Raw genomic sequence first — 21,826 nt, 5'->3', positions numbered from 1 at the left:
TATGAGTGTCATTAATAACGCCTTGTCTGAATTGGCAAAGAAAAAATCAGCGACAGCAATAGAAGCCGCAGTCGTTCCTAAGGTAAAAACGCGATCACCATTGGTGTGGGTAGCTGCAGGTTTTACTCTGAGCTTGGCCATGGGCGGTTGGGCGATATCACAGGGCCCAACGGTCGATAACTCAATTTCTACTCGAGATAGGCAGGTTCAGGTTTCTATTGTAGACAGCTCGCCAGAAGTACCTGCAATTGTTACTCAAGCTCCGTCATCGCCAACTAAGAAGTTAGTGACGGTCGATTCTTCTTATCTAACTCAAGCAAGCTCAGATACGAGCTCTCGAACTCAGGTGCCAGTTGTGGATGCAGTGGTTAAAACGCCACAAATAACAAAACCTCAGGTACAAGCGAAACCGACAGCAACAACAAAAGTAAATACGACACAAGCTCCTGAGCCGGCCTTGATTGCGAGTGTTGTGAAGAGCAGCCCAGCTTCTATTTCTGATGAGCCAAAAGATTCAGAAAACAGTGGAATACTGATTGAACAAGTAGAACTGACCCCAGAGCAGCTTTCTGTAAATGCTCAAGGGCGAGCTCAGAAAGCGCTGGATGCCAATGATCTTACTGGTGCATTGAAGGGGTACAACGAAGCACTTCGTTATACGCCAAGAAATGAGGATGTTCGTCAAAAGCTCGCCATTCTCTATTTCGGCAAGGGCGATACTCGCAAAGCTTACGAACTTTTTCAGTCGGGTATTAAGCTCAACATCAATAGTGAAAAGCTACGTTTGGGTTTATCAAAACTGTTGGTTAAAGCGGACCAAGCAGAAGCAGCGTTAAGCCCTCTAATACATATGCCTCCGCATCCAACTCAAGAATACTTAGCAATGCGTGCTGCGCTGAGCCAAAAGTCACAGCAAGAAGAAATAGCACTGGAGAGTTACCAAAAGCTGGTCGAGATTGATTCTGAGAACGCTCGCTGGTGGTTAGGTTTAGCGATACAGCAAGAGCGACAGTTAGATTTCGCTGCAGCAAGACAATCATACCAAGGTGCGTTAACTCGAGTCGGTATCTCATCTCAATCACAAAGCTTTGTGCGTGACCGATTGAAAATAATCAGTGCTTTAGAGGAGAGCAGCAATGCAAATTAGATTAAGAAAAAGGCTAGGTGATTTGCTTGTTGAGGAAGGCATCATCACTGAGGCTCAAGTCGAACAAGCGCTTGCTTCTCAAAAAAGTACTGGTCGTAAGCTTGGTGATGCACTGATCGAACTAGGCTTCTTGTCTGAACAGCAAATGCTGAGTTTTTTGTCGCAACAGCTTGCTATTCCTCTTATCGATCTAAGTCGAGCGAACGTTGATGTTGAAGCGGTTCAGCTTTTACCTGAAGTACATGCCCGCCGTCTTCGCGCATTGGTTATTGGTCGACAAGGTGACACGCTGCGTGTGGCTATGAGTGATCCTGCGGATCTGTTTGCTCAGGAATCACTGCTTGGCCAATTAGGTGATTACGCACTTGAGTTTGTTGTGGCGCCAGAAAGACAATTGGTTGATGGGTTTGATCGCTACTACCGTAGAACCAAAGAGATCGCCTCATTTGCTGAGCAGCTTCATGCAGAGCACCAAGTTAATGAAGCTTTCGATTTTGATATCGCAGAAGAAGACAGTGATGAAGTGACAGTGGTTAAACTGATCAACTCGCTGTTTGAAGATGCGATTCAAGTGGGTGCTTCCGATATCCATATTGAACCTGATTCTAATGTGCTACGTCTTCGTCAGCGTATCGATGGCGTGTTACATGAAACTCTCCTTAACGAAGTGAATATCGCTTCTGCGTTGGTATTACGTTTAAAGCTGATGGCAAACCTTGATATCTCAGAGAAGCGCCTTCCTCAAGATGGTCGCTTCAATATTCGAGCGAAAGGTCAGTCTGTCGATATTCGTATGTCGACGATGCCAGTGCAGCACGGTGAATCTGTGGTTATGCGTCTGCTTAACCAGTCTGCTGGTTTACGTAAATTGGAAGCGTCGGGTATCCCGAGTGACCTGCTGGTTCGTCTTCGTAAACAATTACGCCGCCCGCACGGAATGATTCTAGTCACAGGTCCTACGGGCTCGGGTAAAACAACCACCCTTTATGGTGCGCTAAGTGAACTGAATGAGCCGGGTAAAAAAATTATTACTGCGGAAGACCCGGTGGAATACCGCCTGCCTAGAATCAACCAAGTGCAGGTTAATCCTAAAATCAATCTCGACTTCTCTACGATCTTAAGAACCTTTTTACGTCAGGATCCCGATATCATTCTTATTGGTGAGATGCGTGACCATGAGACGGTTGAGATTGGTTTGAGAGCAGCACTTACCGGTCACTTAGTGCTAAGTACCCTTCACACCAACGATGCGGTAGACAGTGCACTGCGTATGATGGATATGGGGGCACCTGGTTACTTAGTTGCGAGTGCAGTTCGTGCGGTAGTGGCGCAGCGATTGGTTCGTAAAGTTTGTACCGACTGTAAAGTTGATGACGAGTTGGATGAGGCGCGCAAACAGTGGCTGAGCGTTCGTTTCCCGAATCAAGTCGGTGTCCCTTTCATGAAAGGACGTGGTTGTCAGAACTGTAACTTAACCGGGTATCGCGGGCGTATCGGTGTATTCGAGATGTTGGAGCTTGAGCACAACATGATGGATGCTTTGAGAGCTAATGATGCAGTTGGTTTTGCTCAAACCGCAAGACAGTCTGAAAATTACAAACCTCTATTAGCCTCTGCGATGGAGTTGGCTTTGCAGGGCGTAGTGAGCCTCGACGAGATAATGAACCTCGGCGAAGGTGACGCGTCTGGTTCAACTGACCCAATTTATCTGTAGGGGTAGAGTGATATGCCAACGTATCGTTATGTAGGTCGAAGCTCTGATGGCAGCCAAGTCAGTGGTCAATTAGACGCGAATAGCGAAGATCTTGCCGCTGAAAGCTTGATGAGTAAGGGGATTATCCCAACCTCGATTAAGCTTGGGAAAAGTGGTGGTTCCGTATTGGATATGGACGTCTCTGCACTATTCTCACCGAGTGTGCCACTTGAAGTCCTGGTACTGTTCTGCCGTCAGTTATACAGCTTAACTAAAGCGGGCGTTCCATTGTTAAGGTCGATGAAAGGCCTGACTCAAAACTGTGAAAATAAGCAGTTGAAGGCAGCGCTTGAAGAGGTGGTTGCTGAGTTAACCAATGGCCGTGGTTTAGCGGCGTCGATGCAGATGCACCCTAAAGTGTTTAGCCCACTGTTTGTCTCGATGATCGGTGTTGGTGAAAATACAGGTCGTCTTGATCAGGCCTTGCTGCAATTAGCGGGTTACTACGAACAAGAAGTCGAGACTCGAAAGCGAATCAAGACCGCGATGCGCTACCCAACCTTCGTTATCAGCTTTATTTTGATCGCGATGTTCATACTTAACATCAAGGTTATTCCACAGTTCTCCAGTATGTTTGCACGGTTTGGTGTCGATTTGCCACTGCCGACTCGTATCTTAATTGGCATGTCTGAGTTCTTTGTTAATTACTGGGGGATCATGCTCGGTGTGATCTTTGGTCTTATCTTTGCATTTAAAGCCTGGATTAAGACGGATAAAGGCCTAGAGAAGTGGGATAGGATTCGCTTAAAGATACCTGTCATCGGCGGGGTCGTGAACCGAGCATTACTGTCACGTTTCTCGCGTACCTTTGCGTTGATGCTGAAAGCGGGTGTGCCGCTCAATCAATCTTTAGCACTATCTGCTGAAGCCTTGGATAACCGCTTTTTAGAGCTGCGGGTACAAGCCATGAAGTCGGCTATCGAAGCGGGTAGTACGGTTTCTTCGACGGCGATTAACAGCGAAATTTTCACGCCGCTGGTGATACAAATGATCTCGGTAGGTGAAGAGACTGGTCGTATCGATGAGTTATTGCTTGAAGTGGCTGACTATTATGATCGAGAAGTCGATTATGACCTGAAAACCTTGACCGCAAGAATAGAACCGATCTTGTTGACCATAGTAGCAGGCATGGTGTTGATTCTTGCTCTCGGTATTTTCTTACCGATGTGGGGAATGCTGGATGCAATCAAAGGTTAAGGAATGCTAAATAACCTACAACGCTCACGTTTTGTGATTTGGACAGTGGTTATTCTTTTTCTAACTATAGGGCTACTTTCTGCATGGGAGTCAGTAGAAGAGGATGCGACCAATACGGCATTAATCGTGGCAAGTAAGCGTATCCTTGAGCAAGCCAATCTGTTCAAACAACAATACTTGTTAAAAGGTGCAGAGCAAGAAAGCGACTCGGAACACCCTAAAAACTACAGCAGAACAGGTTGGGTAATGCCGACTCAAGGCCCAAAGGTCGACTGCAATTATTGGCTGGATCAATTATATCCACCGAAGAGTATTCTAGGACTAAACTCGCCAAGAGTTGAAGACCAAAGTGATAACATACAGTTTCATTGTGCTTATCATTATGGTGATAAATATCAGATAGATATATTGCTCAAGGGCGAAAGGTTCAGTGTGAGAGCCAATATTTTGGCTTTGTGAAAATATTGACAGTTTTAGTATGGTTTTATACGTGCGCGAATGTATAATGCGCGTTAATAATTAGATGAGTAGGTAGAAAATGCTTAAGAATCAAAAGGGTTTCTCCCTTGTCGAATTAGTGATAGTGATCGTAGTCGTTGGTTTATTGGCGGTCGCTGCGTTGCCTCGTTTCCTCGATGTGACGGATGAGGCCAAAAAATCCAGTATTGAAGGTGTCGCTGGTGGCTTTGCAACGGCTGTTTTGTCAGCAAGAGCACAATGGGAAGCGGAAGCAAGACCCTCAGAGAAGATTGGTGTTGAAACATACAATACTGTAAACTATGATGGTGTTGATTTTTGGTTAACAAGATCAAAGAACAGTAGCAATGTGGATACTGACTTTCGAGACGGTTATCCATGGACCCTGAACAACAATTCTGGCACGGCACCACAAGATATTTCAGACCAAACATGTTCTGAGTTGATGGAAAACTTGCTGCAAAATCCACCAAAAGTGGGCCCTGTTTCAGATGTAGCGAACGACTCAAACTACAAGTATTCAGCGCAAGCAAATTCTGGTGATGCAACCTGTACCTACGTTCAATTGGAAGGTAGCACCGAGCATGAATTTGTTTACGAAATTAAAACTGGTCGTGTGACCGTAACTTTGCAGTAAGTCTGCGTAAAATTAAACATAGAGAGAGCTTAACTATGAAAAGACAAGGCGGTTTCACCCTAATCGAACTAGTGGTTGTAATTGTTATTCTAGGTATTCTTGCTGTAACTGCGGCACCACGTTTCCTAAACCTGCAAGATGATGCTCGTGCATCCGCAGTACAGGGACTAAAAGGTGCTATTAATGGTGCGGCTGGTATTGTTTATGGTAAAGCGGCTATTGCAGGCGTGGAGACTGCTGCATCTTCATCTCTTGATGTAGGTACAGGCACTGATATTACAGTTGTTTTTGGTTACCCTGAAGCGACCTCTGCCGCTCTGACTCAAGTTGTATCTGGTTTAACTGCAGATTGGACTCTAGTTAGTGGTGCAACTGCAGGTGTTGGCTATGGATTTACCAATAGCAATACAGATTGTCACCTTACTTATGAGGCTGCAGCAAGCAGCTCTGCTGAGCCTGTTATTACTATTCGTAACTGTAATGACTAGTTAGTTTTAGCTATTGAAGGCCAGCACCTGCTGGCCTTTTTGCTATCTATAACACATAAATATTAAAACTATTCATATACATAAGATCGTAAACTTCATTATCTTATATAATTGGTATTCGCTAGGCAGTTAGAGGCTAATGATGGATAGCAGTCCCATATCTAAAGGCTTTACTCTGGTAGAGCTGATCATCGTTATTATTATTCTCGGTATTGTTTCCACTTTTGCCGCAAGTCGCTTCGTTGGTACTTCTAGCTTCTCTACTTTTTCTGCGCAAGAGCAAGCCATTTCCGTCATTCGTCAAATTCAAGTTAATCGAATGCAATCAAACGTTTCTTCTGCTAATGATAGTTTCCGTCTTGTGATCAATAGTGACTGCTTAGGTTCGGTCTCGGCATGTAGTTTAAATTTATCGAATAGCGCTCAAAAATCACAAGCCGATGCTCGTAGTGACTATGTGCGTGAGTCAGGTATTACATTTTCCCCTACCAATACGATTATCGATTTTGATCTATTAGGGAACCCTTCAGTAAGCGCTGGCGTGAATATTACGATTAACTCAACCACTTCGAGCAATAGCGCCCAAGTTTGTATTAATTCTCAGGGCTATGTGCGTGAAGGAACCTGTCTATGATTCGCTCACGTGGATTTACTCTGATTGAAAGTATTATTGTGATTATCGTCCTAGGTATTGCGATGGTCACAATTACCAGTTTTTTAACACCACAAGTGGCAAGCTCAGCCGACCCACAATATCAAAACCGCTCAGTTGCGTTAGGGCAAAGCTTGATGAATCAAATTTTAGCTAGAGGGTTTGACCATAATAGTGACTTTGACGGGGGGATAATGCGTTGTGGCGACGCGGATTATGAGGACCAATGTACAACCCCAGATAAGCTAATGGCAGATATTGATGATGGTGAGAGCACCCCTGCTACCTTCAACGATGTGGATGACTATATTGGGTGTTGGTATACAGATACCACAGAGTCGTCTTGTATTTCCTCTGTAAAGTATCCACTTGCTAATATCCTAGACGAAAATATTGAGGGCAGCTATGCCAATTTTCGGGTCGAAGTGTCTGTTTTTTACGATGCCAATATGGATGGAATTGATGATGAATCTATTGGCACAATGAAACGCGTTGAGTTACAGGTCTTTGGTGGTAACAACCGTTATAGCTTGATTGCTTACAAGGGGAACTACTAATGAAGCAACGTGGTTTCACTTTAATAGAGATGATAGTAACGATCGTTGTAGTTGCTGTTATTGGTCTAGCGATTGCTGGTTTTGTTGAATACGGAATGAAAGGGTATGTTGACACTATCGATAGACAAAAGGTGCAAGTAAAAGGGCAGTTTGTTGTCGAGAAAATGTCGCGCGAGATCAGCCATGCGGTTCCTAACAGTTTTGATTCGAGCATTATGCCTGCTTCGGCTTTTGCTCAGAAATGTCTTACCTTTTACGCTATTAAATATTCTGGTTTCTACCACCTTGATGAAGCGACAGATAACTTGAATTTTATTATCGGGCAAGATTCCCCCATCCTCGATACAGGTGATTTCCTGATCATTAACCCGACGAACTATTCTGAACTAGGAGTTGGCTCAACAAAGCGGATTTCAGTGTCAGGGCTGATTTCAACTAACAATGTTTTTACTGCTCCTTCTGTGACTTTAGATAGTCGTTCCAAGGCTGAGCGACATTATATTTACGATGAGAATGCCTCTGTGAGTTATTGCTTAGTGAACGATACTATTCAGAACCAAGGGTTAATTCAACGTAATGGAGTCACTGTTGCGGACAGTATTAATTATGCTCAAAGTAATTTTCGTTATGAAGAGCCGAGCTTGCAAAGAGGTGGTGTGATTCACATCGATCTTGTACTTGAGCAGAATAGTGAAGTAAGCGTTTACCAACAAGATGTGCAGGTACTCAATGCGCCATAGAAAATCATCTCAACAAGGTAGTGTTTTGGTCATCGCAGTATTTGTTATTGTGGTGATGGGCTTTCTTGCGACTTCTTTAGTGCAAGTGCAATGGTCAAACCACGATACATTGACTCGCAAACAGCTTGGAACACAGGCTTGGTTATTAGCTCATTCCGCTAATGAGTGGGCACTCACTCAAGTTTATCCATTAGCCGTTTCGCCTGCGGTCTCAACCAGTGTGAGCACTGTGTGTAGCAACTTAAACTCAAACCAAGTGAGTGGTGGGATGTCGACTATCTGTACCGTAGATCAATTAACTTGTCGACAAATCGGTGTGCTAGATGGTGTTGGCTTTTTCAAAATTGAATCAACAGCAATCTGTGGTTCGGGTATAAACCAAGTACAGCGTATTCAAGAAGTTTGGGTGAGGGAATAGTTATGTTGAAATATGTTTTTATCTTATCCCAGCTTTTTGTTATGAACTTTGCTTTAGCCAATTCTTGGGATTCTTGTTATGTAAACTTGAATAACACCGATGGTTTTGAAATTAACTATGAAGTAGATCATAACTCAAATACCGAGCTTTCCGAGTTTGGAACAACAATCTGGAGTAATAAGCGTTCGGGAGGCCATCCAATCATCAGGGATGCGGCCGCTAGCAATGGAGATGATATTAAAATTGTTTACTCCAAAGCCCTTAAAAGATTTACAGCTACTCGCAACAACAGTCATGTTATTACGGCGTCGAGCTCACTGTATGAAACGGATAATAGCTGGGTACAGTTCTGGTTGCATCATGGCGATGACTTAGAGTGTCGTTCTATTAAGCCCCGTCCTCCTTTTCCAACAGTTCCTCAAACTTGTGATGTTTTTAAGGGACCTGCCCAACGTTGGTCAAGTAATGAAAAAATAAAACTCCATTTAAAAGATGGAACACAAATAACGAATACAACTATTGATGGAAAGATCGGTTTCTTCAATGGGGATGAATCTAACAAAGACTTCAAAGATGATACCTCGAATGGGGGGTGTGATGGATTACGTTGTGCTGTTGATGAATCACTTGCGGCTACGATCGTTCCAAATTTTATCGATATAGATAATGATGGGTATGAAAATGTTGCGGTGACTAGCGGCAGTGCCTTAGATGGTACAACTTTAAATAGTAACTACTATCATGAGGTCATTATTGAAAGTGGTACTTTAGAGCTTCAAGGAGAGTATGTGATTGAAACCCTGAAAATAGGAAAAGATCATCGCTCAGGCTCGGCTATTTTAAAGGTTGGCTCTCATACAAAGTTGCATGTTAAGAATATTGAAGTAGAGCATAACGGGAAAATAGAGCATCAAGGTAGTGCCGAGGATTTTTGGATTATCGTGCATGGAGATGAAGCCCACTTTCACTCTGATGATACTTATCAATTCAATGCTCTAATTTTAGCGAATACCGAAGTTAAACTTCATAAGAATGTGACCCTCAATGGTGGTGTTACATCCCAGAAAATCGACCTACATGATAACGCTGTGTTGAATGGCGCTGTTCCCAACGACTGTTTGCCAGATCAGCCTAGTCTGAAAGATGTACCTTATGAGTTTGGTTCTATTGAAGGGATGGATTGTACTCATGGTTGCAACTTGTTGTTTCAAAAGCAATATGAGAATCCAATTGTATTCTTAATGTCGACTATTGACCCCGATAATATTGTGAATAGCGTACCTACTAAGACTAGTGTTGCGACTATTTGGGATTCGAAGAAAGGCGCAACCATTGAAAGTGAGTCGGCTGAGAGTTATAGCTCCACGGATCGAATGTCGCCGATTTACTACTTTGTTACTGAGCCTGGAAGGCTAACTTTTTACGATCACAATGGTTCTAAGGTTTATGGTGAAGCTGGCAATATCATAACTTCTAAAGCTCAATGTAAGGGGAATGCTTGTGGCAGCTCTGATTGGGAAACTGTTACATATCAGGGAGGGCCTATTGCTAACCCTGTGATCATGGCTCAAGTTCAAGGTAAGGATCGAGATTGGGCGACGACTGCAATCTCCGGTTTAACTAACCAGAAATTCAAACTTGCTTTAGAGCGAGGGCGACAGGGGCCAACCTCTTCTGCTAAGAAAATCGCATACTTAGCCGTCCCTACTTTTTACGGCCAAGATGAGTCTAAATCATCGAAGATAGAATTCTACCAAGCACCAGGTACCTACAACCAGAAAATAGAGATAGAGCCAGATAAGTCTATAGGTTGGTCATGCTTGAATAATGAAATCTCGCTTCATCAAAACTTCGATAAATTTGGGGTGATTGCCAATAAGCAAACCCGAAATGGAGGTGATGGTGGTTGGCTACGTTACTGTAAGCAGTACGTAAGTGGTGGAGAGTCGCAATTTACGTTCGCATTTGATGAAGATGCACCATCTCTGAGTACTCGTAAGCATGGTGCTTATGAATCAGTAGGCTACTTTGCTTTTGAAATTCCTGAAGTAGAAATTCCTGTCAACGTATGTAACTTATTTCCAGAGCCAATTCAAAGTTGGACAGGAGTAAGTAGCGAACTTACTGTAACTAACAATTCGGTGCGTTTTTTGGGTTGGTCTGACGACTATATATCTCGATATCTAAACACAAAGTCTGACGACTACCAATTCTATGATGATTCCCCGAGTTTGCGTCATGCTATGCAGCAATATTTAATGCTAGGTTTCGATCATGCCAACTATGACACATTAGATAAAATATATAATAACCCGATTTGTGAGGGGCAATACGGTTGTGATCTTGGAAACAATGATTCATTGAATAGCTTGCGTAAAATCGATGGTGCGAATGTGGTTTCTGTTCCGATACAAACACCTAGCGATTCGCTTATTTTAAACGCAGGTAATGACAACATAGCCCTTTCATGTGGTGCTGGTTCATCGTTATGTTCATATCAAGAAAGTGGACGAAATGTTGAAGTTACAATTGAGAAAAGTCTTTCTAGTTTGACGGTTAATAAGTGGGGCACTGACTATAATGTCGTTCGAGTGAAGCTAAAGGATGGCATTTATATTTCAAACTTAAACATATCAAACGGTAACGATGTTGAGTTAGTTATCCCTAAACTAGCTTCAGTAACATTTGGCTCGTTCAAATATAGCTCAGGCTCAGCTCAATTTATTTTCGAATCAGGAAGCCAACTTAATGTTATTGATGAAATTCGCTTTTCAAATCGGGTTGAAATATCTTCGGAAGATGCCTATCCAATAATCTATGCTCCCGATGCTAAAGTGATCTTTGAAGGAAGTAATTCGATATTTAAAGGTTTTATTCTTGCGGATTATATTGAGTTAAATCAATCCTCAGTTGAAGGTGCAGTAACGGCAAGAACGACTCAGTTTAATTCTAATGTCACTATCAATAAGCCGGATTACAGTTGTCCGCTCCCCCCTATTCCTACAGGTTCTCTTGTTGTTACCCCCAAGCAGTCACACGTTCTAACCTGTGAAGTGGCTGAGGTTGAATTCAAAGTCGTAGATGATGACGGCAATGTAATTAGTACCATTCAAGATAGTTTTACTGCATCTCATGCCCCAAACTCTGCTGGGAAGTGGTGTGAAGATAAAAATGGAAATAGTTGTTCTACATCTTCAGGGGACTATCAAAGCCACTTTGTGAATGGGCAAAGAACGCTGTACTTATCTTCTTCTAAATTAGAGAGTTATGATGTCAGTGGTACCTGGAATGGTGAGTTAGAAACAGCAGCATCAAAAATTAACTTCGTACCTTATAAGTTTGATGTTGATGAGCAGTTTGTTGTGGCTGGCGAGGGGTACGACGTGACGGCAAAGGTATCGTCGTGCAATACGCAAGACTCGTCGTTGTCACAAGATTATGTAGGCACGCCCACTGTGAGTTTAGATATAGTTAAGCCTGCGAATGGAGACGGTACGATAAGCTTACTAGATTACACTCCAGATTTTGAGTTAAGTGATCAGGGTGAAACAACCGATACACTTTCGATTCAAGAGTCGGGTCAATTCAAGGTAACGTTGACCGACAACAGCTTCGACTGTAGTGAAATATCGGGTTGTCCTGAAAGTGGTATTGATAAACTTTCTGGTAGCTTCTTGGTGAATTCTCGACCTTGGAAATTTGCAATCTGCACGAACGACAATTCTGATGGAAACAGTAGTAGTGGGAGTGCGTTTGTTGCTGCTGGGGAAGAGTTTGACGTGTTTGCCAAACCTATTCGGTTCACGAGTGATGCAAGTCAGCAATGTAATAATAGCTTGGTAACACAAAACTATTTGCTTTCTTCCGGGGCGGTGGGTGCAACTCATACATTAGATACACCTAATGATAGTGGTGCAGTGTTAGGTAGCTTAGAACCGGCTAGTCAGCTAACTCAATCTAGCTCCGATATAGTGCTTTCTGATAACGGTTATAAATTTAAAAATTTAAAATACTCAGAAGCGGGTAGCTTTAATTTTATTGCAACTGAAACCGGGAGCTTTTACAGCTCCATTTTAGGTGGCTTTAATGGAAGTAAATCAATTGGCCGCTTCTATCCGAAATACTTCCTGCAAGAGAACCCTGAATGGAATGTCGCTAATCAAAACGATATTGCTTATTTGAGTCAACCTTACGACTCAAGCGTTCATCAAGTGTATCCAATGGCATCAGGTGAAAGCGGTGTCGGCAACGCGCTTAACAATTACCGTTTCTTCCATTCAGACTTACAGGCGAAATTTGGTGTTTTAGATGACACAGCTATCGATAACGAGTTCTTACTGGATACAGGGGCCGGTGCTTGGTCTATTGATCGCAAGCATTGGTTGTTGAACGATGGTGCTGCTGTTCTTAAGCGAGTTACGGATTCTGATAGCGTTAGCCGCAAGGATAATCCTTTTAATACATCGGATGCTAATTCTACAGTTACCCATTTCGGCTTAACGGTAGACGGGATTGATCCTGTGTCATTTACTGATTCTGATACTTTGACAGATTCTGTAGAATTTCTGGTTCAACCTCCAGCTCGTTTTGGTCGAATGGTCCTAGATGATATTGGTGGTAATTCTGGTACTACTCTAACTATTCCATTACGAGCCGAGTTTTGGGATGGCAGCGAATTTGTCGTTAATGAAGATGATAATCGCAGCGCATTTGATGGTTCAAAAGTTTGTAAACAAGTGATTTGGCACAGTGAAGGGGCCGCAACCACGTTGGCTTCGCTTAACGGCGATGGCAGCGTCGATGATGGTGAAGAAGAGATTACTGCGAATCAAAATACGCCTGCAGGCACAGATTCACCACGTGAACAAGTTCGTTTATGGTTGAGAATGGATGACTCGAAGCCAAGTAAGAAGGCGGGTGAAAATGACATATCATGTTCGACAGATTACGAAGATCAACCTTGGTTGCAATACAACTGGCGTCAGTTAGGCGATGAAGATCCTTCCACCGTCGTCACATTTGGCATCTACCGTGGTAACGATCGTGTTATTTACCGAGGTGAAAGTGGCTTAACAGGTCAGTAATAATATAATTTTTGACGGTTAAGTTAGGAATCTGTAAGAAATTGCGGGTTTCAGTCCATGTTTATACTTCAATGCCTTGCCGTGACAGCAAGGCATTGGTACATTTAGTGCAATTTTTGTCTTCTAATTCTTGCAGGATGAGCGAAGAATATGTTTAAAAAACTTCGTGGCATGTTTTCAAACGACCTATCGATTGACTTAGGTACTGCCAATACCCTTATATATGTAAAAGGCCAAGGCATTGTTCTTGATGAGCCTTCAGTTGTAGCTATTCGCCAAGATCGTGTGGGTTCTGCAAAAAGTGTCGCTGCTGTTGGCCACGCTGCTAAGCAAATGCTTGGTCGTACGCCTGGCAACATCTCAGCGATCCGTCCAATGAAAGATGGCGTAATTGCTGATTTCTACGTAACGGAAAAAATGCTTCAGCACTTCATTAAACAAGTGCATGACAACAGTGTGCTTAAACCAAGTCCTCGCGTTTTGGTTTGTGTACCTTGTGGTTCAACACAAGTTGAGCGTCGTGCTATCCGTGAATCTGCACTAGGTGCTGGTGCTCGTGAAGTTTACCTAATCGATGAGCCAATGGCGGCAGCGATTGGTGCTGGTCTACGCGTATCTGAACCAACGGGTTCAATGGTTGTAGATATCGGTGGTGGTACTACTGAAGTTGCGGTTATCTCTCTAAACGGCGTGGTTTACTCGTCTTCTGTTCGTATCGGTGGTGACCGTTTTGATGAAGCTATCATCAACTACGTTCGTCGTAACTACGGCAGCTTGATCGGTGAAGCGACGGCAGAGAAGATCAAACACGAAATCGGTTCAGCTTACCCTGGCGATGAAGTAGAAGAGATCGAAGTACGTGGTCGTAACCTCGCTGAAGGTGTGCCTCGTAGCTTTAGCCTAAATTCAAATGAGATCCTTGAAGCACTTCAAGAACCTCTATCTGGCATCGTATCGGCAGTAATGGTTGCACTTGAACAGTGTCCACCAGAGCTTGCTTCTGATATCTCAGAAAACGGTATGGTACTAACAGGTGGTGGTGCACTGCTTAAAGACCTTGATCGTCTGCTAACAGAAGAGACAGGCATTCCTGTTGTTGTTGCAGAAGAGCCACTAACGTGTGTTGCTCTAGGTGGCGGTAAAGCCCTAGAGATGATCGACATGCACGGCGGCGATCTGTTTAGCGAAGAATAATATCTAGTGTTAGGCTCTTTTATTATCTAGTTTTATGTAAAGAGCCTAGGACCTTGTCTATAGGATCAAATGTAGCTCTAGGATCAAATATAGAATGAAGCCAATTTTTGGTAGAGGTCCCTCTCTACAATTGCGCCTGTTTTTTGCTGTAATTTTATCAGCCAGCCTTATGCTGGCTGATAGTCGTTTAGATGCTTTCTCAAATGTCCGCTATCTATTGAACAGCATGGTTGCACCAATTCAATATGCAGCTAACCTACCTCGTACGATGTTTGACGGTGTATACGACCGTTTTAGCACTCGTAAAGGTCTGATCGAATCAAACCATAATATGAAACGAGAAGTCTTGCGACTGAAGAGCGAGCTTATTCTGCTTGAGCAATATCAAGAAGAAAATAAGCGCCTTCGTAAGCTACTGGGTTCTCCGTTTATCCGTGATGAAAAGAAAGTCGTTACTGAAGTTATGGCCGTTGATACCTCTCCATACCGTCATCAAGTCGTGATCGATAAAGGTCAGATTGACGGGGTGTATGAAGGTCAGCCTGTGATCAACGAGAAAGGTATTGTTGGTCAAGTGACGTTTGTTGCGGCTCACAATAGCCGAGTCTTGCTACTGACGGATGCAAACAATGCGATTCCCGTCCAGGTTATCCGTAACGATATCCGTGTGATTGCTTCTGGTAATGGCATGATTGATGAAATCCAGCTAGAGCACATTCCAACCAGTACTGACATTCAGGAAGAAGATCTCTTGGTAACGTCAGGCCTTGGTGGTGTTTATCCAGAAGGCTATCCAGTCGCTTATGTCTCTAAGGTTGATTACGATCCGAAACGTGAGTTTGCGGTAATCAAAGCTGAACCTGTGGTTGAGTTTGATAAGCTTAGGTATCTGCTGCTTGTGTGGCCTGACGAAAACAAACAGAAACAGACCGATCAATCCAACATAGAGCAAGCAATGTTAGAGGATGAAAATGGCCAATAGCGTTTTAAGAAGCAAGACAGTAATTGGCTGTTCATTATTGATCGCGCTTATTCTGCAAACCATTCCATGGCCAGGTAGTTTAGACCTGTTCAGACCGTCTTGGTTACTGCTGGTGACTTGTTACTGGGTTCTGGCTTTACCTCATCGTGTTAACGTAGGTAGCGCTTTGATTCTGGGCCTGTTGTGGGACCTTTTGATTGGTTCGACATTAGGTATTCGAGGCATGATGATGGCCATCGTGATGTACATTGTTGCATTAAACTTCCTCGTAATTCGTAATATGGCACTGTGGCAACAAGCCATGATCATTGCGGCGTTAACGGTATTGTTTGAGGTGTTGATATTCTTCGGCGAATATTTGATTCAAGATGTTGTCTTCAATCCATTATCGTTATGGAGTGCATTGATAAACTGTATACTTTGGCCTTGGATGTTCTTGTTGATGAGACGCGTACGTCGCCATTGGCATGTGAGGTAGCGTGACGATGGAAAAGAAACATTTAGTTTTGGCATCCGGTTCGCCGCGTCGCAAAGAATTACTATCTCAACTCGGTTATGAGTTTTCTGTCTTAGTCACCGATGTTGAAGAGTGTAAACATGTTCAAGAAACCGCCGAAGAGTACGTTAAGCGACTATCTTTAGATAAAGCTCTAGCTGCGCTGTCTTTATTAACAACGAATCCTTCTGAAAAGCAGCATGTAGCTTCTGGTTCTGATACTGTAGTGCTTGGCTCTGACACTGTAGTGGTAAGTCAAGGGCAAGTGCTCGAGAAACCCGCTGATTTTTCTGACTCTAAGCGTATGCTGACTCAGTTAGCGAATGGACGACATCAAGTGATGACGGCTGTTTCAGTGGTTTCACAAGAAAAACAAAAAACAGAAATCGTTATTACCGACGTATGGTTTAAACCCCTCAGTGAAAAAGAAATAGAACAATACTGGCAAACAGGGGAGCCATGCGATAAAGCCGGTAGCTATGGGATCCAAGGTTTGGGTGGGCGCTTTGTAACCCGAATCGAAGGTAGTTATTACGCCGTTGTCGGCTTACCTTTATTTGAAACGGACCAGCTACTGCAAGAATTCTTATAATTACTAATCTGAGGTGCACCATGAGTGCTGAATTGTTGCTGAACGTGACCCCGAGTGAAACTCGCGTGGCCATGATTGAAGGGGGAACTCTTCAAGAGATCCATATCGAACGAGACGCTCGACGCGGAATCGTAGGAAATATCTATAAAGGTCGCGTTAGTCGTGTTCTTCCGGGAATGCAGGCTGCATTTGTGGATATCGGTCTTGAGAAAGCAGCTTTTCTACACGCCTCTGATATTGTTCCACACACTGAATGTGTCGCTGAAAATGAAAAGAAGCAATTTCAGGTTCGCGATATTTCAGAGCTTGTTCGTCAAGGACAAGACATTGTGGTTCAAGTCGTTAAAGACCCGCTTGGTACCAAAGGCGCTCGCCTAACCACTGATATCACTCTGCCATCTCGTTACCTCGTGTTTATGCCTGGGGCGAGTCACGTTGGTGTTTCTCAACGTATTGATAGCGAATCCGAGCGTAATCGTCTTAAGAAGGTCGTCTCTCATTACTGTGATGAGCATGGTGGCTTTATTATCCGTACTGCTGCAGAAGGCGCTGATTCAAACGAGCTCGCACAAGATGCGGCATTTTTGAAGCGTTTATGGCTCAAGGTCTTGGAACGCCGTGGCAAGCATAAAGCGCGTACTCGTTTGTACGGTGAATTGTGTTTAAGTCAACGTATCTTACGTGACTTCGTGGGAACGGAACTGAGCAAAATTCAGGTCGATTCTCGTCTTGAGTATGAAAACCTTAAAGAGTTTACTTCTGAATACGTACCAGAGCTGACTGATAAGCTTGAGCTGTATGAAGGTGATAAGCCTATCTTTGATATGTACGATACTGAGAACGAAATTCAGCGTTCTCTGGATCGTAAAGTTGAGCTCAAGTCTGGTGGTTATCTGATCATCGACCAAACGGAAGCAATGACTACGGTTGATATCAACACCGGCGCGTTTGTTGGTCGTCGTAACCTAGAAGAGACGATTTTCAATACCAATGTAGAGGCGACACAAGCGATTGCTCGTCAGCTACGTTTGCGTAATCTAGGTGGCATCATCATTATTGACTTTATCGATATGCTGTCTGAAGACCATCGTAAGCGAGTACTAACTTCCCTAGAAAGTGCGCTAGACAAAGATCGTGTAAAGACCAATATTAATGGCTTCACACAGCTTGGTTTAGTAGAGATGACGCGTAAGCGCACTCGTGAAAGCATTGAGCATATTCTGTGTTCAAGTTGTCCTGCTTGTGAAGGTCGTGGCAGCGTGAAGACAGTTGAAACCGTTTGTTATGAGATACTTCGAGAAATCACTCGTGTCAACCGTGCCTACGACGCTGACAAGTTTGTGGTTTATGCTGCTGCAGCGGTTGCTGAAGCGCTAGAAGGCGATGAGTCTCATGCGCTTGCTGAGCTTGAAGTGTTTATTGGTAAACAAGTTAAAATCCAGGCTGAGCCTCTGTACATACAAGAGCAGTTTGATGTTGTTATGATGTAATGGAAATTTTGTGAGCTCAAGCGTTACTCTGATTCTACGTGCATGCTTATGGTTAGTGGTTACTCTCTTAGTAACGCTAGCCATTGCTGTTACTACACTGCGTGTAGCCTTACCCAATTTAAACAAGTATCAATCTGAAATTGAGCTTTGGGTAAATCAACATTCTGGTTTTGAGTTTTCTATTCAAGACGTAGGTGGTTTTTGGCGTAACACTCACCCCTCCATCGCGTTGCAAGGTGTAAAAGCCAGCCTTCCTAATGCAGAAGATGTGACCTTCTCTGTTGAGCGTGTTGAAGTCGAGTTTGACTTGATTCAATCGCTCGCTCAAATGCGTCCGGTTGTAGCCGATCTGGTTATGAATCAGATGTATCTTGATATCCGTTCTATTGACCTGTTTGCTGGGCAAAACGAGACAGACAAACCCAAAGATTCGGGCTCTTCTAAGCGAGTGATGAATGAGCTCGATAACCTGCTGCTGAAAACATTGGTCGACGTCACCGCGAAAGATTCCACCATTTTGTATCGTGCTGTCTCTGATGAAGAGCGCCAACTTGATATCGAAACCTTAAAGTGGCAGAACTCAGGTAAGCATCACCTCGCAGAAGGCGTTGTGAGCATCAAAGACGCCAACCTCAACTCTTTGTCAGTAAGCGCTAACTTTATTGATGGCGGCTCACTCACTGATGTGACCGGTGAGTTTTATGTCAGTGCAGATAACATCTCGATAAAACCTTGGTTAACCCGTTACATGCAGGCGGAGTCTGGCATTGAGACGGGGACCGTGAGCCTAAATAGCTGGCTTACGTTACGTAATAGCAAGCCAGTAAGTGCCTACGTTGAAGTGCTGCCTTCAGAATTGACCTGGAACGAAGATGGCAAGCATGACTTGATGCTTGAATCAGGCGTATTTAAATTGTCTCCAATCGATGATGGCTGGCAAGTGAATGGTCACTCACTTAACTTGAGAACCGATGACACGCCTTGGCCTGAGCTTGATGTAGCATTTAAATGGCAACAAGGCCCTTGGCAACTTAACGTATCTGAGCTCGATATTTCGACCATCACACCGCTGATTAAGTTGCTTCCAGACTCAGAAGAGTCAACCAAGATGATAAATGTGCTGTCTCCGGGCGGTACGGTCTCTGATATTCGTCTATCGATGGAATCTGGTATCGAGAGCTTACGTTACTCAGCCAGTTTTTCTGATCTTGCGATTGAGCAATGGGATTTAGTGCCGGGCTTTAGCCAAGTTTCTGGTAGCGTGTTCGGCTCTATGACAGAAGCAAAAGCCAGCCTACATGTTATTGACGATGTGTTTCCGTATGGCGATGTTTTCCAAGCGCCTCTAAATATCAAGCAAGGTCAGGTTGATATTGTATGGCAGCAAGATGAAAGCGGCTGGAAGCTTTGGTCTGATAAAGTCACCGCAGCCACGCCAGATTTACAGGTGTTAGGTGCATTTCGCTTAGATTTCCCTAAAGATGCGAGCCCTTACTTATCATTTTACGGTGAAGCTGACGCTTACAACGTTGGTGAAACATGGCGTTACCTGCCGACCTTAGCACTAGGGCAGGACTTGACTGATTACCTGTCCACAGCGATTCAAGCAGGTAAGGCTGATACTGTAAAACTGCTGTGGCATGGTGAATTGGCTCAGTACCCATACGCGAATCACGATGGCATTTTCCAAATCTGGGTTGGACTAGAAGACGCCAAGTTTAGTTTTGATACTGCGTGGCCGCTGATTACAGACCTGCAACTTGATCTATTGTTTGAGAATGATGCGATGCATCTTGATTCTCGCTCTGCACAATTAATGGATGTGACTGCCGATCGAATCACAGGTCGTATTCCTTACTTGGGTGAAGGCGGTCATATCGAGATAGAAGCAAAGGCCACCGCGTCAGGTAATGCGGTGCGTGATTACATGACAGCTTCGCCACTGGTTGACTCGGTGGGTGCTGCGTTAACCGCACTTCAAGTGAGCGGTGATGTCTCTTCCGAATTCCAGCTTAATATCCCATTCGACTCTGATAAAGAAGCCAGAGCGTGGGGTTACGCTGACCTAAGCGGCAATCATGTTGAAATTGAAGCGCCACCAATGGTGTTGGAAAACACCACGGGTCGGATTGAGTTTGATAACGATGTGGTGACTGCAAATGGTTTAGCGGCAGACTTGCTTAAACAAAGTATCTCTATTGATTTCAAAGGGCAGAATGATGGCCCTGGCTACGCTGTTGATATCGATGTTTTGGGCGACTGGGATGTGAAGCCTTTAGAACCTTACATTGGTGAGCAGTGGCTTAGTCGGCTATCTGGTCATGCACAATGGCAAAGCCAGATTGATATTCAACTGAATGATATCGGCTTTACTTACCAATTGGATTTGCAGTCTGATCTTAAGTATCTGGCAAGTGATTACCCGTATCCATTGGCGAAAAAGTCACTGGAAATTGGTTCAGCAAGGCTACAAGCATCAGGTAACCAAGAAGCGATTACTGCGCGTTTGCAGTTGCCGAATACTAAGTACCAAGCTGAAATTGATATCACGGGTGATGTGCCTGAGTTAACCGCGACTAACCTAGTGCTAGGTCGAGGCGGCTATAAGATTAGCCCTGTGGTTGGGCACCATGCATTGATTCGTACGGATAAGTTTAATGCCGATGATTGGCTTTCGGTGATCATGGAGCCGGTACAGCCATCAACTGCTGTTTTAAGCCAAATGAACACACCAACTATCCCTGCTCCAAGTCGTGTGACTTTTGAAAGTAAAGAGCTGATTCTTGGTGGTATTTCTTGGAATGATGTTGATTTTAGTGCACGCAAGAATAAACAAGCTTGGCAAATGGAAGTATCGAGCCAAGAGTTAGAAGGGGATATTAATTATCTGCCTCCTTATGATTTAACCGTGTCATTGGATCGCCTGCACCTGTTTGTTCCAGAATGGAGCGACAAATCAAAGCAAGAGCCATTGCTGCAACGCAAAGAGCAAGAAGCACCGTTGATCTCTGAATTGGATAGAAAGATTCATGATGTGATGCCGAATCTCAAGCTAACCCTGAACGACTTCTGGCTACAAGGCTATAAAGTTGGCAAGGTAGACGTTGAACTAGCGAGAGAAGAAAACCGCCTTGCGTGGAAGAAAATTCAGGTACGCAGCGGCGGCAACAAAGCGGATGTCAGTGGTTGGTGGGAATTGAATGGCGACAAGAGTCATTCATCGCTGAAAGTTGATGTGGAAGGTGAAAACAACAGTGAGTTGATGGAGCGCTTTGGCATCACCTCGGGGATTCAAAAAGCACCGTTTGAGCTGGAAGCTCAACTTGACTGGGACGGTTCACCTTGGGGTATCAAGATGGATACTCTGGATGGCGACGTAAAAACCAAGTTCGGTAAAGGTATTATCTCAGATGTGAGCGGGGCGGCTCGCTTACTTGGCTTGTTTAGCTTAGATTCGATCATTCGTAAGATGCAGCTCGATTTCTCTGATGTGTTTGATAAAGGCATGGCATTTAACAGCATTACTGGCACGGGCAAGATTCAAAACGGTATCTTCCTAACCAATGACCTGAACATGGATGCCGTGGCGGGTGAGATGAAAATCAAAGGCATCGCTAACCTAAATACTCGTCAGGTAGATGCAGAAGTAAACTTTACGCCAGATATCACTTCGGGTATTCCAGTGCTAACAGCGTTTGCGGTAACGCCTCAAACAGCGCTGTATGTGTTGGCGGTAACTACGGTTATTTCACCAGTTGTTGAGGTCTTTACACAGGTTAATTACTCGGTGAAAGGTCCTTTGGATTCACCAACGGTAAGCGAGCTTTCGCGTAGTTCTGGTGAGTTCCAACTTCCAGAAAACTTAAGGAAGTTGGCTGAGTAAAAGTAAGGCCTAATATACAGATAAATAGTGATTTCTGAA

16 protein-coding genes and 1 pseudogene are annotated in these 21,826 nt (G+C 44.0%); all 17 read left to right on the top strand.

Annotation, left to right across the window (positions count from 1 at the left end; translation table 11 throughout):
• The first annotated feature begins 1 nt into the window (after position 1).
• The 17 genes and pseudogenes from L0991_11750 to L0991_11670 all read left to right on the top strand — a co-directional run bounded on the left by L0991_11750 (position 2) and on the right by L0991_11670 (position 21,787).
• Positions 2 to 1,147 (top strand): MSHA biogenesis protein MshN, encoded by a 1,146-nt coding sequence (locus L0991_11750; protein ID XGB62074.1) that lies wholly within the window; start codon positions 2 to 4, stop codon positions 1,145 to 1,147.
• A complete protein-coding gene (locus tag L0991_11745; GenBank protein ID XGB62073.1) occupies positions 1,137 to 2,861 on the top strand; it encodes a GspE/PulE family protein in 1,725 nt (574 codons plus the stop codon). The genes L0991_11750 and L0991_11745 overlap by 11 nt, the downstream gene beginning before the upstream one ends.
• Before the next feature lie 12 nt (positions 2,862 to 2,873).
• Complete coding sequence (locus tag L0991_11740; GenBank protein XGB62072.1) at positions 2,874 to 4,097, top strand: type II secretion system F family protein; 1,224 nt, start codon at positions 2,874 to 2,876, stop codon at positions 4,095 to 4,097.
• A gap of 3 nt (positions 4,098 to 4,100) precedes the next feature.
• The gene (locus L0991_11735; GenBank protein ID XGB62071.1) at positions 4,101 to 4,556 is read left to right on the top strand and encodes an MSHA biogenesis protein MshF; all 456 of its coding nucleotides are present in this window, start codon (positions 4,101 to 4,103) and stop codon (positions 4,554 to 4,556) included.
• A 79-nt stretch (positions 4,557 to 4,635) separates the two neighbouring features.
• Positions 4,636 to 5,211, top strand: coding sequence for a prepilin-type N-terminal cleavage/methylation domain-containing protein (locus tag L0991_11730; GenBank protein XGB62070.1), 576 nt, complete (start codon positions 4,636 to 4,638; stop codon positions 5,209 to 5,211).
• Between the two features lie 35 nt (positions 5,212 to 5,246).
• Positions 5,247 to 5,357 (top strand): annotated as a pseudogene (locus L0991_11725) (type II secretion system GspH family protein).
• A 484-nt stretch (positions 5,358 to 5,841) separates the two neighbouring features.
• Positions 5,842 to 6,333 (top strand): prepilin-type N-terminal cleavage/methylation domain-containing protein, encoded by a 492-nt coding sequence (locus tag L0991_11720; GenBank protein ID XGB63898.1) that lies wholly within the window; start codon positions 5,842 to 5,844, stop codon positions 6,331 to 6,333.
• A complete protein-coding gene (locus L0991_11715) occupies positions 6,330 to 6,908 on the top strand; it encodes a type II secretion system GspH family protein (protein XGB62069.1) in 579 nt (192 codons plus the stop codon). Before L0991_11720 ends, L0991_11715 begins: the two co-directional genes overlap by 4 nt.
• Positions 6,908 to 7,648 carry a prepilin-type N-terminal cleavage/methylation domain-containing protein gene (locus L0991_11710; GenBank protein XGB62068.1) on the top strand — a complete coding sequence of 247 codons (741 nt, stop codon included), beginning with the start codon at positions 6,908 to 6,910 and terminating at the stop codon, positions 7,646 to 7,648. Before L0991_11715 ends, L0991_11710 begins: the two co-directional genes overlap by 1 nt.
• Complete coding sequence (locus tag L0991_11705; GenBank protein XGB62067.1) at positions 7,638 to 8,066, top strand: MSHA biogenesis protein MshP; 429 nt, start codon at positions 7,638 to 7,640, stop codon at positions 8,064 to 8,066. The genes L0991_11710 and L0991_11705 overlap by 11 nt, the downstream gene beginning before the upstream one ends.
• Before the next feature lie 2 nt (positions 8,067 to 8,068).
• Positions 8,069 to 13,150, top strand: coding sequence for an MSHA biogenesis protein MshQ (locus L0991_11700; GenBank protein XGB62066.1), 5,082 nt, complete (start codon positions 8,069 to 8,071; stop codon positions 13,148 to 13,150).
• Positions 13,151 to 13,300: 150 nt separating this feature from the next.
• Positions 13,301 to 14,344, top strand: coding sequence for a rod shape-determining protein (locus tag L0991_11695; GenBank protein XGB62065.1), 1,044 nt, complete (start codon positions 13,301 to 13,303; stop codon positions 14,342 to 14,344).
• 94 nt (positions 14,345 to 14,438) lie between these two features.
• Positions 14,439 to 15,326 carry a rod shape-determining protein MreC gene (gene mreC / locus L0991_11690; GenBank protein XGB62064.1) on the top strand — a complete coding sequence of 296 codons (888 nt, stop codon included), beginning with the start codon at positions 14,439 to 14,441 and terminating at the stop codon, positions 15,324 to 15,326.
• A complete protein-coding gene (gene mreD, locus L0991_11685; protein ID XGB62063.1) occupies positions 15,316 to 15,804 on the top strand; it encodes a rod shape-determining protein MreD in 489 nt (162 codons plus the stop codon). The genes mreC and mreD overlap by 11 nt, the downstream gene beginning before the upstream one ends.
• Positions 15,805 to 15,811: 7 nt before the next feature.
• A complete protein-coding gene (locus L0991_11680; protein ID XGB62062.1) occupies positions 15,812 to 16,414 on the top strand; it encodes a Maf-like protein in 603 nt (200 codons plus the stop codon).
• A gap of 20 nt (positions 16,415 to 16,434) precedes the next feature.
• Entirely contained in the window at positions 16,435 to 17,904 is a 1,470-nt protein-coding gene (gene rng, locus L0991_11675) for a ribonuclease G (GenBank protein ID XGB62061.1), read from the top strand.
• 10 nt (positions 17,905 to 17,914) lie between these two features.
• Complete coding sequence (locus L0991_11670; protein XGB62060.1) at positions 17,915 to 21,787, top strand: TIGR02099 family protein; 3,873 nt, start codon at positions 17,915 to 17,917, stop codon at positions 21,785 to 21,787.
• Positions 21,788 to 21,826 lie beyond the last annotated feature (39 nt).

The organism is Vibrio chagasii (genome assembly GCA_041879415.1).
Lineage (GTDB): Bacteria > Pseudomonadota > Gammaproteobacteria > Enterobacterales > Vibrionaceae > Vibrio.
Note: the sequence above shows the minus strand (reverse complement) of the source record. Positions and strands in the feature narration are given on the sequence as shown.